The 14,890-nt window shown below is 70.7% G+C and carries 13 protein-coding genes; 4 read left to right on the plus strand and 9 right to left on the minus strand.

The features are described from left to right. Positions 1 to 67 precede the first annotated feature (67 nt). Complete coding sequence (locus tag ACZ64A_RS30590) at positions 68 to 403, minus strand: hypothetical protein (protein ID WP_361634932.1); 336 nt, start codon at positions 401 to 403, stop codon at positions 68 to 70. Positions 404 to 683: 280 nt separating this feature from the next. Between ACZ64A_RS30590 and ACZ64A_RS30595 the strand changes: the two genes are divergently transcribed. Continuing rightward, positions 684 to 1,694, plus strand: coding sequence for a helix-turn-helix transcriptional regulator (locus ACZ64A_RS30595; RefSeq protein ID WP_469814984.1), 1,011 nt, complete (start codon positions 684 to 686; stop codon positions 1,692 to 1,694). 20 nt (positions 1,695 to 1,714) lie between these two features. Here ACZ64A_RS30595 and ACZ64A_RS30600 read toward each other — a convergent pair whose 3' ends face one another. Next, positions 1,715 to 2,743, minus strand: coding sequence for a helix-turn-helix transcriptional regulator (locus tag ACZ64A_RS30600; protein ID WP_469814986.1), 1,029 nt, complete (start codon positions 2,741 to 2,743; stop codon positions 1,715 to 1,717). A 203-nt stretch (positions 2,744 to 2,946) separates the two neighbouring features. Here ACZ64A_RS30600 and ACZ64A_RS30605 point away from each other — a divergent pair, with 203 nt between their 5' ends. Next, positions 2,947 to 3,531 carry a DUF4352 domain-containing protein gene (locus ACZ64A_RS30605; protein ID WP_469814988.1) on the plus strand — a complete coding sequence of 195 codons (585 nt, stop codon included), beginning with the start codon at positions 2,947 to 2,949 and terminating at the stop codon, positions 3,529 to 3,531. A 106-nt stretch (positions 3,532 to 3,637) separates the two neighbouring features. Here the strand turns inward: ACZ64A_RS30605 and ACZ64A_RS30610 are convergent, their stop codons facing one another. The 6 genes from ACZ64A_RS30610 to ACZ64A_RS30635 all read right to left on the minus strand — a co-directional run bounded on the left by ACZ64A_RS30610 (position 3,638) and on the right by ACZ64A_RS30635 (position 10,529). Next, a complete protein-coding gene (locus ACZ64A_RS30610) occupies positions 3,638 to 4,744 on the minus strand; it encodes a sugar ABC transporter substrate-binding protein (protein WP_469814989.1) in 1,107 nt (368 codons plus the stop codon). Positions 4,745 to 5,131: 387 nt separating this feature from the next. Continuing rightward, entirely contained in the window at positions 5,132 to 5,578 is a 447-nt protein-coding gene (locus ACZ64A_RS30615; RefSeq protein WP_469814990.1) for a heat shock protein transcriptional repressor HspR, read from the minus strand. A gap of 5 nt (positions 5,579 to 5,583) precedes the next feature. Beyond that, positions 5,584 to 6,753, minus strand: a complete 1,170-nt coding sequence (dnaJ, locus tag ACZ64A_RS30620) for a molecular chaperone DnaJ (protein ID WP_469814992.1) — start codon at positions 6,751 to 6,753, stop codon at positions 5,584 to 5,586. A gap of 45 nt (positions 6,754 to 6,798) precedes the next feature. Continuing rightward, positions 6,799 to 7,452 (minus strand): nucleotide exchange factor GrpE, encoded by a 654-nt coding sequence (gene grpE, locus ACZ64A_RS30625; protein WP_469814994.1) that lies wholly within the window; start codon positions 7,450 to 7,452, stop codon positions 6,799 to 6,801. Next, positions 7,452 to 9,302, minus strand: coding sequence for a molecular chaperone DnaK (dnaK, locus tag ACZ64A_RS30630; protein ID WP_469814996.1), 1,851 nt, complete (start codon positions 9,300 to 9,302; stop codon positions 7,452 to 7,454). Before dnaK ends, grpE begins: the two co-directional genes overlap by 1 nt. A 93-nt stretch (positions 9,303 to 9,395) precedes the next feature. Then, positions 9,396 to 10,529, minus strand: a complete 1,134-nt coding sequence (locus ACZ64A_RS30635; RefSeq protein WP_469814997.1) for an MraY family glycosyltransferase — start codon at positions 10,527 to 10,529, stop codon at positions 9,396 to 9,398. 234 nt (positions 10,530 to 10,763) lie between these two features. Between ACZ64A_RS30635 and ACZ64A_RS30640 the strand changes: the two genes are divergently transcribed. Next, complete coding sequence (locus tag ACZ64A_RS30640; RefSeq protein ID WP_469814999.1) at positions 10,764 to 13,046, plus strand: (Fe-S)-binding protein; 2,283 nt, start codon at positions 10,764 to 10,766, stop codon at positions 13,044 to 13,046. Positions 13,047 to 13,120: 74 nt separating this feature from the next. Here ACZ64A_RS30640 and ACZ64A_RS30645 read toward each other — a convergent pair whose 3' ends face one another. Then, complete coding sequence (locus ACZ64A_RS30645) at positions 13,121 to 13,444, minus strand: antibiotic biosynthesis monooxygenase family protein (protein ID WP_469815001.1); 324 nt, start codon at positions 13,442 to 13,444, stop codon at positions 13,121 to 13,123. A 152-nt stretch (positions 13,445 to 13,596) separates the two neighbouring features. On the opposite strand from ACZ64A_RS30645, the gene ACZ64A_RS30650 reads away from it, so the two are divergent. Continuing rightward, positions 13,597 to 14,877, plus strand: a complete 1,281-nt coding sequence (locus ACZ64A_RS30650) for an FG-GAP repeat domain-containing protein (RefSeq protein WP_469815002.1) — start codon at positions 13,597 to 13,599, stop codon at positions 14,875 to 14,877. Positions 14,878 to 14,890 lie beyond the last annotated feature (13 nt).

Genomic DNA, 14,890 nt, shown 5'->3' on the forward strand with positions numbered 1-14,890 from the left:
TTCAGGTCACGGTGACGCCGCTGCGGGGGGAAGCACCTGAGCGATCTGTTACGACGGGGGAATCGCGTCAGGCACTGCGGGGGGTGGCCGAGATGGTCCGCACGTCGGAGATGTCCGGCTCCGACAGCCGGTGGTCGCGCTGGTCGAGATTCACAAAGATCATTCCGTACCGGATGGCACAGCGCACAGGCTGCGGCGCCCCCCGAGGCCGCCGCAGACACCGGTACGCCCGCACGTCGCCCTCGTCGTCGCGCGTGACGACCACCGGCTCACCGAACACGGTCACCATCAGCGAATCCCCGTTGTGGGGGATGGCGGTGACCAGATCGATGAAGTGCCAGCCGGATCGGTACGCGGTGGCCATTTCCCGTCGGAAGGAACGGTCGTCAGGTGGAGTCGCCATCATCTGCCCCCAGCACCGTCTGCCGTAGCCACGGACTCGGAGGACACCGCCACCGCCGGCCACTTACTGTCCGCTCGATCGTCGCCCTTCGTACCGGCGTGGCCACCCAGAGCTCCGAGGGCCACAACGGCGGAGAAGGTGGCGACAAGTATCGAGCGAAGCACTCTTTTCCCCATAGTCGGCTTCGTCCTCACTTGAAGGTCCCCTCTTCCCCCGTCGAGTACGACGATGGCTCATTCAGGCACGTCATGGCCACACAATCGGTGCATCATGTTCCTGCATGTTCAGGACCCTGGGGGGTGGAGATTTGATGTCGAATCGGTCCAATACGGCACATCCCCATGCGGCGAACGAGCTCTGCGAGGAGGGTAGCCGCCTTTACGCCGGTGCCCTGCGCGAAGGCCGTATCTCCCGCTCGGAGGCGGAACCCGCCCCTTGCCTGATGGAGTTCGCCCTGCTCCACCCCGATCCCGACGACCCGGACTGGCTCCGTCCGGTCCCCCCGGCGCTTGCGCTCGCGCAGCGTCTGCTGCCCATCGAGCGGGAGATCGCGGAGCGCCGGCGGTGGGCAATCGAACTGTCCGATGCTTTTGAGCCGTTCATGGCCCTGAACGGGCAGATGGCCTCGGCCACCCACTCCATCACCGTGCTGGAAGGCAGCGACCGGATCAACGCGGCGCTCGACCTGGCCACCGCCCAGTGCCAGGCCGAAATGCTCACGGTGCAGCCCAGCAACCGCTTCACCGAGCGCACCATCCGCCAGGGGCTGGACCGTGACACCGCCCTGGTCGACCGCGGCGTGCGGATCCGGACCCTCTACCAGCACACGGTGCGCTTCAACCTGGAGCAGCTCGCCTACGTGGGGCAGCTCGCCAACGGCAAGGTGGAGTACCGCACGATCGACGAGCTGGTCGAGCGCCTCATCATCTGCGACGAGTCCGTCGCGTTCATCCCGGCCCGGGACGACCAGCAAGTGGCCCTGGAACTACGCAACCCGGCACTCGTCCGCTACCTGATCAAGGTCTTCGAGTTCATGTGGAACCGTGCCGTCGCGCTGAGCGCCGGCGCGCCCTACGAGACGGCCCCCGACGGGATCACGGAGATCCAGCACTCCATCGCCAAACTGCTCGTGGAGGGTCACGTCGACGAGGCCATCGCCCGCCGCCTCGGCATGAACGTGCGCACCTGCCGGGCGCACATCGCCAAGCTGGCCGCCGCCCTCGGCAGCGGCAGCCGCGCCCAACTCGGCTATCTGATCGCGCAGTCCGGGATCCTGAACAAGGACGAGTGAGGCGGCGCGGACCGGCCGGCTCACCGGGCCGTCGGGGATTCCTGGCACGGAAAGGTCAGGTGCGCCGGGGTGTCCAGGCCCACCTGGGCGATGCGCACGCCGAGTTGGGTACGGCTGGCCGCGCCGAGCGTCTCCGACAGGCGGGCGATGTGGGCCCGGCACGTGCGGACGCTGATGCCGAGGCGCTCGGCGATCACCGCGTCCTGATGCCCCTCCGCGAGCAGCGCCGCGATGGACTTCTCGCGGTGCGAGATGCCCTCGATACCGCTGTCGGGGATGGGCGCGTTCAGCGGGACGCCCAGGCGCCACAGCCGCTCGAAGACCGTGACCAGGTAGGAGATCAGGGCCGGGTGGCGCAGTTCGAGGGCCATCGTGCGCTCGGCGTTCGCCGGGATGAACGCCACCGTGCGGTCGAAGAGGATCAGCCGGTCCACGACCTCGTCGAGCGTGCGCGCCTGCACAGCGTCGCCCATCAGCTCCAGATACGTCAGCAGCCCCTGCCCGTGCCGCGCCACATGGTTGTACAGGTCCCGCATGCGCACACCCCGGCCGCGCAGCGCCAGCGCCCGGTGCAGCCCCTCGGACAGCTCGTGCTCGCGGCGGATGCCGCCCGGCTGCACGGTCAGCACCTCGGTCGTGCACGCCTGCGTCGCCTCGTCCATCGCCGCCTGGATGCGCGCGAGGCCGTCCAGCACCCGGATCGCGCTGCCCTCACCCGCTCCGGCCCCCGCCGCGGGCGTACGGCCGCCGAGACCGGCGTACCACTCGACGGCCGCCACCGCCGCGCCCACCCGGCGCTGGCTCTCGGCGACCTCGTCGTACACGCCGCGCAGCAGCCGGGTCATGACCTCCTGCGGCGCCGTCGGCACCAGCCAGTCCATGTCGTCCGGGTCGGGGTGCAGCAGCGCCAGGTCGAGCAGGCAGGGCACCTGCTCGGCGTCCCGGCGGGGCACCCGGCCGCGCCGCACCGCCCGGGAGTACACCCGGTCCCCGGCCGCGCACAGTCGGCCGGCACCGTGCGGGTGCTCATCCGTCCCGTGCCCGGTCATCGCCCACTCCACCCCCGGTTCACGCCTCTTCGCAGCGCAACTATGCGCGGACGGAGCGTGCGGTGCAACACGGCTCGAACGCGCGTGACCGCGGGAAACCACCGGTTCGTACCGCTATCTCCCGCCCTCCGCGTCCTCGGTCCACCGGACCGCGCCGGCCGGGCCTCTCCCCTTCGGCGCGATGCGGCCCGACAATGCCGGACATGGTCCGTGCAGGGCGTACGACACCGGCGTGCCCGCTGATCGCAGCCGTCCGGGCGGCAGCGCTCGTCCTGGCCGCCATCGTGGCCGCGAGCGGATGCGACGCGTCCACGGGTGCGCCGCCGAGTGCCTCCGCCCGCCCCTCCTCGCGCGTTTCGGGCGAGCACCGCGACGGACACCTGGTCTTCACGGTGCTCTCCCTGCGGTGCGGGCTGACCGCGGTGGCCGGCACGCACAGCGAGGCCCAGCCGGACGGGCAGTTCTGCACCGCGCGGCTGCGGGTGCGCAATGCCGACCCCGCCTTCCACACCTACGTCGCCGCCGGGCAGCGGCTGGTGAGCGCGGACGGGGCCCGCACTCGGCCCGACTCCTTCGCGATGGCGGTGCGCCGCCAGCACGAGCGGGTCGAGATCGGCGGCCACGACCTCATCGAGATCGAGGTCTGGTACGACGTCCCGAAGCGGGCGCGGGTCACGGGGCTGCGGGTGGCCGGCGACCGGGACCCGGACGGCTACCTCAGCGGTGCGACGGTCCCGCACGCCCCGGACGGCGTGTTCGTGCCCATGACCCCGGTCACCGGACCGTGAGCGCTGCGCCACGGCCGGTCCGCCGACGTGTCCGGCCGATTCGCCGGGGCCGATTCGCGGCGGCCGATTCGCTGGGGCTAATTCGCTGGGGCCGCCTCGTGGGGCGCTACTTCAGCCCGATCGAGGCGCACGCCGACGCGTACTTCGAGGTGCAGATCTCCGACGCCTTGTAGATGCCGTCCTTGACGACCGTGCTCTTGATGTTGCTCTTGGTCAGCGCGACCACGCTGACCAGCTGGGCCGGAACGTTCTTCTGCGTGGGGCTGTCGACGCTGTCGCCGGCGAGCGCGTCGAACTGGATGTCCCTGCCCTGCACCTTGGCCACGGCCATCTCCGCGGCGGCCTCCGCCTCCGTCGGGTAGGGCTTGTACACGCTCATGTACTGGTCGCCGGCCACGATCCGCTGCACCGCGTCCAGTTCGGCGTCCTGCCCGGTGATCGGCGGCAGGGTGGAGACACCGGCCGCCTTGAGGGCCTTGATGATGCCGCCGACCATGGCGTCGTTGGCGGAGTAGACACCGGCGATCTTCTTGGCGCCGATCGCGGCGATGGCCTCGGCCATGTTGGTCTGGGCGTTCTTCGGGTCCCAGTCCTTGGTGTCGTAGGACTTGGCGATCGTCACCTTGCCGCTCAGCTCGCTCAGCGCGCCCCGCTTGAACTGGGCCGCGTTCGGGTCGGTCGGCGAGCCGTTCATCATGACGATCCGGTCGGCGGTGCCGGCGCCCTCGCCGAGGGCGTCCAGCAGGGTGCGGCCCTGCACCTCGCCGACCAGTTCGTTGTCGAAGGAGACGTAGGCGTCGATCGGGCCCTCGGCGAGACGGTCGTAGGCGATGACGGGGATGCCCGCGTCCTTCGCCTTCTTCACCTCGTCGGCGATCGCGTGCGAGTCGACCGCGTCCAGCAGGATGACGTCGACCTTGTCGTCGATCATCTGCTGCATCTGGGTCGCCTGCCGGGCCGCGTCCTGCTCGGCGTTGGCGTACTCCACCTTGCCCTGGTTGCGGGTGAGGGAGGCGACCTTCGCGGCGATGATGGGGTGGTCGAACTTCTCGTACCGGGAGTTGACCTTCTCCGGCAGGAGCAGGCCCACCGTGACGTCGTCGCCCTTGGTGGGGCTCGCGGTGCCGCCGCCGCCCGTCGAGTTCAGCATGCTGCAGCCGGCGAGCGGGAGGATCAGCGTGGATGCGGCCACGGACAGGGCGGTACGGCGCATGCGGGGGCTCACTTCGGGTGCGGTACGAAACGCGGGTGCAGCGGCACGACCCACGTGACTGAAAAGCCAACGCGGGACCGCCACCTTGCGTCAAGACCGGCCACCTAACGAGATAGCAACATCACCCTCCGCTTGGTGCGTGAAGACGGGGAGAACACCCGCCCATTCACCACCAAACACCCTTTACCGACTCTTCACGAGCGGGTGTTCACCTTCCCCGGATCAGCACAGATGACCGAACGATATCGGCCAGCGTGAGGGCACCTCCGCCGTCTTCCCGGGGCCCGCCGTCGCCCCACCGCGCGCGGCCGGCACCCGGCACGACGCACGCGAAGGGCCCGGAGGCGGATCGCCTCCGGGCCCTTCGCGCGGTGCGCTGAACGTCCGCTAGTCCTTGGCCTTCTTGGGCCGCCACACGACCAGTGCGCTGGTCTGCTGGACCTCCTGGTAGGGGACCAGGTCGCGGCGGTAGGAGGCGTGGACGGCTGCCTCGCGCTGCTGCATCGCCGCCGCCGCGCCCTCCAGGGCCGCCTGCATCTCCGCGACGCGGGACTGCAACGCGGCGACCTGGTTCTCCAGTTCGATGATGCGCTTGATGCCGGCCAGGTTGATGCCCTCGTCCTGCGACAACTGCTGCACCTGGCGGAGCAGTTCGATGTCACGGGCCGAGTAGCGCCGCCCCCGGCCCGCGGTGCGGTCCGGGGAGACCAGGCCCAGGCGGTCGTACTGGCGCAGCGTCTGCGGGTGGAGGCCGGAGAGCTGGGCCGCCACCGAGATGACGTAGACCGGGGTGTCCTCCGTCAGTTCATACGGATTACGTCGACGGCCGTCCATCCCACTCAAGCTCCCTTCGCGGCCTCGAACAGCTCCGCCCGCGGATCCTGGTCCGCGGTCGCCTCGCGATACGCCTCGAGCGCGTCACGAGCCTTCCCCGACAGGTCCTTGGGAACACTCACCTCCACCGTGACCAGGAGGTCGCCGCGGCTGCCGTCCTTGCGGACCGCGCCCTTGCCGCGGGCGCGCATCGTGCGGCCGTTGGGCGTGCCGGGCGGCAGCTTCAGCGTGACCGGCGGGCCGCCCAGGGTCGGGACCCTGACCTCCCCGCCGAGCGCCGCCTCCGCGAACGTCACCGGCACGGTGACCGTGAGGTTGTCGTCCTTGCGGCCGAACACCGGGTGGGCGCCGACGTGGACGACGACATAGAGGTCACCGGCCGGACCGCCGCGCTCGCCGGGGGCGCCCTTGCCGCGCAGCCGGATCCGCTGCCCGTCCGAGACGCCGGCCGGGATGCGGACCTGCATGGTGCGGGAGGACTTCGCCCGGCCGCTGCCGTGGCAGACCTCGCAGGGGTGCTCCGCGATCAGGCCCCGGCCCTTGCAGTCCGGGCAGGGGTCCGTCAGCGAGAAGCCGCCGCCGGAGCCGCGCGCCACCTGTCCCGTGCCGACGCAGGTCGGGCACACGCGCGGTGTGCCGTTCTTGTCGCCGGTGCCGGAACAGGCCTTGCACGGCGCCTGGGAGGACATCCGCAGCGGGACCGTGGCGCCCTCGATGGCCTCGGTGAAGCTCAGCGTGACCTCGGACTCGATGTCCTGGCCGCGCCGGGGCTGGGTCCGCGTCCCCGCGGCACCGCCCCGGTTGAACAGGCCCCCGAAGACGTCACCGAGTCCTCCGCCGAAGCTGCCTCCGCCCTGGGCGCCGCCTCCGAAGAGATCGCCCAGGTCGAAGTTGAAGGAGCCGCCGCCCGCGCCCGGCCCCGGCCGGAAGCCGCCGTTGCCGAACAGGGTGCGGGCCTCGTCGTACTCCTTGCGCTTCTTGGGGTCGCCGAGCACGTCGTTGGCCTCGGAGATCTCCTTGAAGCGCTCCTCGGCCTTGGCGTTGCCCTTGTTGGCGTCCGGGTGGAACTCGCGGGCGAGCTTCCGGTACGCCTTCTTGATCTCGGCCTCGGTGGCGTCCTTGGGGACGCCGAGGACCTTGTAGTAGTCCTTCTCGATGAAGTCCTTGGTGCTCATCCCCGACGTGCCCCCTTTCCGGTGATCCCCATGGTGTGTGCGACGTCAGCCCTCGTCCGGGCCACCGTTCTCCTTGTCGTCGGCCGCCTTGTCCTCGGCGCCCTCCGTCTTCGCGCCCTGCGCGCCGGGCTGCGGCTCGGCGACGGCCACCCGCGCGGGGCGGATGGTGCGCTCGCCGATGCGGTACCCGGGCTGCAGGATCGCCACGCAGGTCGTCTCGGTGACGTCCGGCGCGTAGGAGTGCATCAGGGCCTCGTGGATCGTCGGGTCGAAGGGCTCGCCCTCCTTGCCGAACTGCTGCAGGCCCATCTTGGCCGCGACGGTCTCCAGCGACTCGGCGACCGACTTGAAGCCGCCGACCAGCTCGCCGTGCTCCCGCGCGCGCCCGATGTCGTCGAGCACGGGCAGCAGTTCGGTCAGGAGGTTCGCGATGGCGACCTCCTTGACCGCGATGCGGTCCCGCTCGACCCGGCGGCGGTAGTTCTGGAACTCGGCCTGGAGGCGCTGGAGGTCCGCCGTGCGCTCGTCGAGCGCCTTGCGTGCCTGGTCCAGCTGGGCCAGCAGACCCGCGTCCTCGTTCCCGTCCCCGGCCGGGGCCGCCCCCTCCTCGGAGGAGGCGGCCTTCGGCTCGGCGTCGTCAGGGGTGGCGCCGGAGGGGACGTCGGGCTTCTCTTCAAAACCCGGGGTCTCCTCCGTCATTACGCGGCCCCGTCCTTGCGCTCGTCGTCCACGATCTCGGCGTCCACGACGTCGTCGTCGGCGGCCTTGGCACCACCGGCGGCACCGTCCTCGGGGCCACCGGCGGCCTGGGCGCCCTGGGCGTCGGCGTACAGCGCCTGGCCGAGCTTCTGCGAGACGGCCGCGACCTTCTCCGTGGCGGAGCGGATCTCGGCGGTGTCCTCGCCCTTGAGCTTCTCCTTCAGCTCGGCGACGGCCTCCTCGACCTCGGTCTTGACCTCGCCGGGGACCTTGTCCTCGTTGTCCTTGAGGAACTTCTCCGTCTGGTAGACCAGCTGCTCGCCCTGGTTGCGGGCCTCGGCGGCCTCGCGACGCTTGTGGTCCTCCTCCGCGTAGCGCTCGGCCTCCTCACGCATGCGGTCGACCTCGTCCTTCGGCAGCGAGGAGCCGCCGGTGACGGTCATCTTCTGCTCCTTGCCGGTGCCGAGGTCCTTCGCCGTGACGTGCATGATGCCGTTGGCGTCGATGTCGAAGGAGACCTCGATCTGCGGGACGCCACGCGGCGCCGGCGGCAGACCGGTCAGCTCGAACATGCCGAGCTTCTTGTTGTAGGCCGCGATCTCGCGCTCGCCCTGGTAGACCTGGATCTGCACCGACGGCTGGTTGTCCTCGGCCGTGGTGAAGATCTCCGAGCGCTTGGTCGGGATCGTGGTGTTGCGCTCGATGAGCTTGGTCATGATGCCGCCCTTGGTCTCGATGCCGAGGGACAGCGGGGTGACGTCGAGCAGCAGGACGTCCTTGACCTCGCCCTTGAGGACACCGGCCTGGAGCGAGGCGCCGATGGCGACGACCTCGTCCGGGTTCACACCCTTGTTGGCCTCCTTGCCGCCGGTCAGCTCCTTGACGAGCTCGGCGACGGCGGGCATACGGGTGGAGCCACCGACGAGGACGACGTGGTCGATCTCGTTGATGGAGATGCCGGCGTCCTTGATGACGTTGTGGAACGGCGTCTTGCAGCGCTCCAGCAGGTCGGCCGTCAGCTGCTGGAACTGGGCGCGCGTGAGCTTCTCGTCCAGGTGCAGCGGGCCCTCGGCGGACGCGGTGATGTAGGGCAGGTTGATCGAGGTCTCGGTGGAGGAGGACAGCTCGATCTTGGCCTTCTCGGCGGCCTCACGGAGGCGCTGCAGGGCCATCTTGTCCTTGGACAGGTCCACGCCGTGGCCGGACTGGAACTGCTTGACCAGGTAGTCGACGACGCGCTGGTCCCAGTCGTCACCACCGAGGTGGTTGTCACCGTTGGTGGCCTTCACCTCGACGACGCCGTCGCCGATCTCCAGCAGGGATACGTCGAAGGTGCCGCCACCGAGGTCGAAGACGAGGATCGTCTGGTCGTCCTTGTCGAGGCCGTAGGCCAGCGCGGCGGCGGTCGGCTCGTTGACGATGCGCAGGACGTTCAGACCGGCGATCTCACCGGCCTCCTTCGTCGCCTGACGCTCGGAGTCGTTGAAGTAGGCCGGGACGGTGATGACCGCGTCGGTCACCTTCTCGCCCAGGTAGGCCTCGGCGTCGCGCTTCAGCTTCTGCAGGATGAACGCGGAGATCTGCTGCGGGTTGAACGGCTTGCCGTCCAGCTCGATCTTCCAGTCCGTGCCCATGTGACGCTTGACCGAACGGATGGTCCGGTCCACGTTGGTGACGGCCTGGCGCTTGGCCACCTCGCCGACCAGCACCTCGCCGTTCTTGGCGAAGGCGACGACGGACGGCGTGGTCCTGGCGCCCTCGGCGTTGGTGATGACGGTGGGCTCGCCGCCCTCGAGGACCGAGACCACCGAGTTCGTCGTGCCCAGGTCGATGCCGACCGCACGTGCCATTGCGATTCCTCCAACTGACTTGAGTGGAACAGGCTCAAGTGTGCATGAGGCTCACGGCTCGGTCAACAGACCTGAGTCACTGGGACTCAACTCTTATCCGTTCCTTACACGCAACGGCGCTCTGACCTGCGACGATGGCGGACGTCGAGGTGGCTGCACCCGGGAAAAAGTCGGCCGGGCGGTCGCCGGATCATGCTGCCGGGGCGCCCGCGCCATGGTCTGCGGCCCCGCCCCGGGGCCGGGTCCCCGCCGGCGCGGCACCCGGTACACCGGCACCCGCAGCAGTGCGAGGACGACGACCAGCGCGCCGCCCGCCACCCACAGGGCGGCGCTCGGCCGCGCCCATCCGGCGTGCACCAGCACTCCCACGAGTACCCCGGCGGCCGAGGCCACGCCCAGGAGTACGGCGGTGCCCTGCGCGGTGAGTCCGAGCCGCCGCAGCCGGTGGCCGAGATGGTCGGGTCCGCCGCGCGCGAGCGCCCGTCCGGCCAGCCGGCGCGAGAAGGCGACGAGGACGACGTCGGCGGCGCCGAGCGCGACCAGCGGCCCGAGGACGGCGGCGGTGCCGGTCAGGTCGTAGCCCGACCGGGTGACCACGGCCGCCGAGGCCGGCAGGAAGCCGGTGAACAGCGAGCCGCAGGAGCCGAGGCCGATCCGGGCGGCCGGCCAGCCGTGCATGAGGAAGCCGGTCAGCGCGGCGGCGAGCACGCTCAGCAGCACCGCGAGCCCGTCCATCACCTCCGCTGCGGCACACGCCGCCACCCCGAAGGCGGTGAGCACCCCCACGGTCCCGGCGACGCCGTCGGCGTGGTCCAGCGAGCGGAAGGCGAGAGAGGCGGCGGCGATGAAGGCGACGCCCAGCATCCCGCCGAGCACGCCCGTCTCGTCGTACGGCACGACGAAGGCGGCTGCCACGGCCGTACCCACCAGCAGGAACCGGGTCTTCAGCCGCCAGACGTCGGCGGCCAGGCCCAGCGCGGCGACCGCGGCGCCCGCGACGAGCAGCTGGTCGTTGCCGTGGCCGAGCGGCGCGAGGCGGGTCCAGTTGCCGGCCGCGGCGACCAGGCAGGTGGCGAGCACCATGGCCGCCCCGCCGAGCAGCGGCACCGGCCGCGTGCGCCGGCGCCGGTCGACGAGCCCCAGGCGCAGGGCAGGCGTCCGGAGCGCTCCCGCGAGCAGGGCGGTGAGCAGCAGGGCGGCGGTGGCGGCGGCGATCCCGTAGAGCACGGATATAAGTTAGAGGTGAATGTACCAATTTGGTACGAATAACACGTTCGGATTGCGGCCGGCTTCGCCGGGGCCCCCGGTTTGCTGTGATCCTTTAAGGCAAGCCTCAGCGACACAGATCACCGAACGGCTGGCTACATTGCATCGGAAGATAGGGGTAGTCTCAGACGAACTGAATAAGTTACCGCTTAGTAATCTCCCTCGATTCACCCCTCGCAGGCCCGAGGAGCCCCCATGCAACTCGCCGCGATCATCGTGTCGCTGGCCCTGACCGTGGTCGGCGTCGCCCTGCTCGCCCGCGCCATCGGCCAGTTCGTCCGGTACTTCAAGCTGGGCCAGCCGGTCCCGGCGGGCAGCCGGACCGACAACCCCTACGCGCGCAGCGTGACCCTGGTGCGGGAGTTCCTCGGCCACACGCGCATGAACCGCTGGGGGATCATCGGCATCGCCCACTGGTTCGTGGCCATCGGCTTCCTGACGCTGCCGCCCACGATCATCAACGCCTACGGCCAGCTGTTCCAGGCCGACTGGACGCTGCCCGTGCTCGGCGGCTTCCTGCCGTACGAGATGTACATCGAGTTCATCGGCGCGATGACCACGCTCGGCATCGCGACGCTGATCGTCATCCGCCTGCTCAGCCTGCCCTCGCGCCCCGGCCGCAAGTCCCGCTTCGCGGGCTCCAAGATGGGCCAGGCGTACTTCGTCGAGTACGTCATCCTCGTCATCGGCCTCGCGATCTACGTGCTGCGCGCCCTCGAAGGCGCCCTGCACCACGTGGACCACTACGAGGCCGGCTACTTCGCCTCCTACCCGGTGATCCTGGCGCTGAAGGGCCTGAGCGTCTCCACGCTGCAGAACCTGGTCTACCTGTTCGCCATGATCAAGCTGGGCACGACCATGATCTGGATGATCACGGTCAGCCTCAACACCAACATGGGTGTGGCCTGGCACCGCTTCCTGGCGTTCCCGAACATCTGGTTCAAGCGCAACGCGACGGGTGAGACCGCGCTGGGCGCCCTGCAGCCGATGACGAGCGGCGGCAAGCCGATCAACTTCGAGGACCCGGGCGAGGACGACGTCTTCGGCGTCTCCCAGGTCGAGCAGTTCTCGTGGAAGGGCCTGCTGGACTTCTCCACCTGCACCGAGTGCGGCCGCTGCCAGTCGCAGTGCCCCGCCTGGAACACGGGCAAGCCGCTCTCCCCGAAGCTGCTGATCATGAGCCTGCGGGACCACGCCCACGCCAAGGCGCCGTACCTGCTCGCGGGCGGCGGCAAGACGATGGAGGGCGCGGAGAAGGCGTCCGAGGAGCAGCTCAAGGACGTCCCGGCGGCCGCGCTGGCCGAGGCCGAGCGTCCGCTCATCGGCACCGCCGAGGAGAACGGCGTCATCGACCCGGACGTCCTGTGGTCCTGCACCACCTGCGGCGCCTGCGTCGAGCAGTGCCCGGTGGACATCGAGCACGTCGACCACATCGTCGACATGCGCCGCTACCAGGTGATGATCGAGTCCGCGTTCCCGTCCGAGGCGGGCACGATGCTCAAGAACCTGGAGAAGAAGGGCAACCCCTGGGGCCTGGCGAAGAAGCAGCGCCTGGAATGGCTCAAGGAGGTCGACTTCGAGGTCCCGGTCGTCGGCAAGGACATCGAGGACCTGACCGAGGTCGAGTACCTGTACTGGGTCGGCTGCGCCGGCGCCCTCGAAGACCGCGCCAAGAAAACGACCAAGGCCTTCGCCGAGCTGCTGCACATCGCGGGCGTCAAGTTCGCGATCATGGGCGGCGACGAGAAGTGCACCGGTGACTCCGCCCGCCGCCTGGGCAACGAGCCCCTGTTCCAGGAGCTCGGCATGGAGAACGTGATGGCCCTGAACACGGCGTTCGGCGAGGAGCTGGACGACGAGGGCAAGGTCGTCGCCGAGTCCGCGAAGCCGAAGTCGGCCAAGAAGATCGTCGCCACCTGCCCGCACTGCCTCAACACGCTCGGCAACGAGTACCCGCAGCTCGGCGGCGACTACGAGGTCATCCACCACACCCAGCTGCTCCAGCACCTGGTGGACGAGGGCAAGCTGACCCCGGTCACGCCGGTCGAGGGCATCATCACCTACCACGACCCGTGCTACCTGGGCCGCCACAACAAGATCTACACGCCGCCGCGCGAGATCATCGCCGCCGTCCCCGGCGTCCGCAACGAGGAGATGCACCGCCACAAGGAGCGCGGCTTCTGCTGCGGCGCCGGCGGCGCGCGGATGTGGATGGAGGAGCGGATCGGCAAGCGCATCAACAACGAGCGCGTCGACGAAGCCCTCTCCGTCAACCCGGACATCGTCTCCACCGCCTGCCCGTTCTGCCTCGTCATGCTGACCGACTCGGTCAACGGCAAGAAGAACGAGGGCAAGGCCAAGGAGTCCATCCAGGTCGTGGACGTCGCCCAGCTGCTCCTCGACTCCGTCAGGACGCCGGTCGACCCGGCGGGCGAGACCGAGTCCGAGAGCACCCCGGAGCCGGAGCCGGTGAAGTAACGGCTCCCCCGAAACCGACGGCGCCCCCTGACCCGCACAGGCAGGGGGCGCCGTCGTCCGTGTGTCCGGGCCGGTCAGACGCCCTTGGGGGCCGCCTGCTGGACCACCTCGAAGGACCACAGGGTCGAGCCGGAGGCCGCGGGCTTCGGCCGCTCGCCCTCGGCGCCGCCCTGGTGGGCGGCCTTCATCGGGCCCTCCATCCAGGCCTGGAAGGACTCCTCGTCCCGCCAGCGCGTGTACACCAGGTACTGGTCCGTGCCCTCGACGGGGCGCAGCAGCTCGAACCACTCGAAGCCGTCGGAGTTCTCCACGGCGTGGGCCCGCGAGGCGAACCGCTTCTCCAGGACCTCCCGCTGCTCGGCGGGAACGGTCAGCACATTGATCTTCACGACGCTCATGCCCCCATCCTCGCCCACGGGCACCGGCAAGGACGCCGCCGGGGCCGACCCCGCGTGCCCGCCACCCCGCGGCGCCCCCGGGGCTGTCCCCCCGCCTCGAACGCGTGCATGATTGCCGGGTCGTTGCCGGTGGGGCGGGTGAGGTGGAATCGGTGCGCGTGCGAAGAGGGGCCCTGTCCGCGGCGGCCGCCGGCTGTCTCCTTCTGCTCGCCGGGTGCAGCTCCGCCGCCGGGGAAGACCCCGCGCCCGTCCGGGCGGCCCCCGCCACGGCGCCCCTGCCGGTCCCGCGCGGCACCGGCAGCAAGGTCCCCGACGACTTCAACGGCGACGGCCACCGCGACCTCGTCCTCGACGACCTCGCCAAGAACCAGCCGCACACCGACGACCCCGGCATCGGCATCGTCTACGGCAGCGCGCACGGCCTCGTACCGGGCACCCGGCAGCTGCTCGCCCCGCGCACCCACGCCGCCCGGGCCGGCGGCGAGCTGCCCGCGCTGTTCGAGGCGGAGGCGTCCTGCGACCTGGACGGCGACGGCTTCACCGACCTCGTCGTCTCCACCGACCCGCCCTACGACGGCCAGGGGCAGCCACCGGTGCCGCTGCAACTGCTCTTCGGCTCGCCCGGCGGCCTGACCGGGCGCGGCGTCGTCCTCACCGTGCCGGCGCGCGCCCGGGCCGGCGACGACTGGCCCGACCAGCCGGTGTGCGGCGACTTCGACGGCGACGGCCACACCGACCTCACGCTGCACGCCACGGGCGGGAAGCTGAGCTTCCTGCGCGGCCCGTTCACCCGGACGGGCGCCCCGCGCGCCGCCGCCGCACCGATCCCGGCCCCCGGCAACCTGCCCACCGGCCCCGCCGCCGACGTCGACCACGACGGCTACGACGACCTCGTCGTCCGTACGGCGGAACGGTCCGGCACCTTCGCGGTGGTCCTCGGCGGCCCCGACGGCCCCACCCGCACCGGCGCGGTACTGCCGGCCGGCATCGACGTGACCCTGGGCCGCTTCGGCCGGGGCAAGGCCCTGGACGCGGCGGTCGGCGCCATGGGCGGCACCACCCTGCTCTACGACCTGCCCGGCGCCCACCGCGCCGCCCTCGACTCCCCCGGCACGGTGCTCGACGCCGCCGACTTCGACGGCGACGGCCTGAGCGAGCTGGTCTCCAGCGGCTCCCGGCTGAAGATCTTCCGGGGCGGCCCGGCGGGCCTGTCGGCACGGGAGACGGTCACCGTGCCATCGGCGGCGCACGGCACGGCCCGGGTGGTCGCCGCCGCCGACTTCGACGGCGACGGCCGGGCGGACCTGGTCGTACGGACGTACCGGAGCGAGACGCAGGACACGGTGACGGTGTACCCGGGGGCACGGCAGGGACTGGTGTCGGCGAAACCGGCGGTGACGTTCTCCACCCGGGCGTTCCTGCCGCGGGCGTGAGCGGTGGCGGGGT

It is taken from the genome of Streptomyces sp. NPDC104814 (assembly GCF_055583185.1).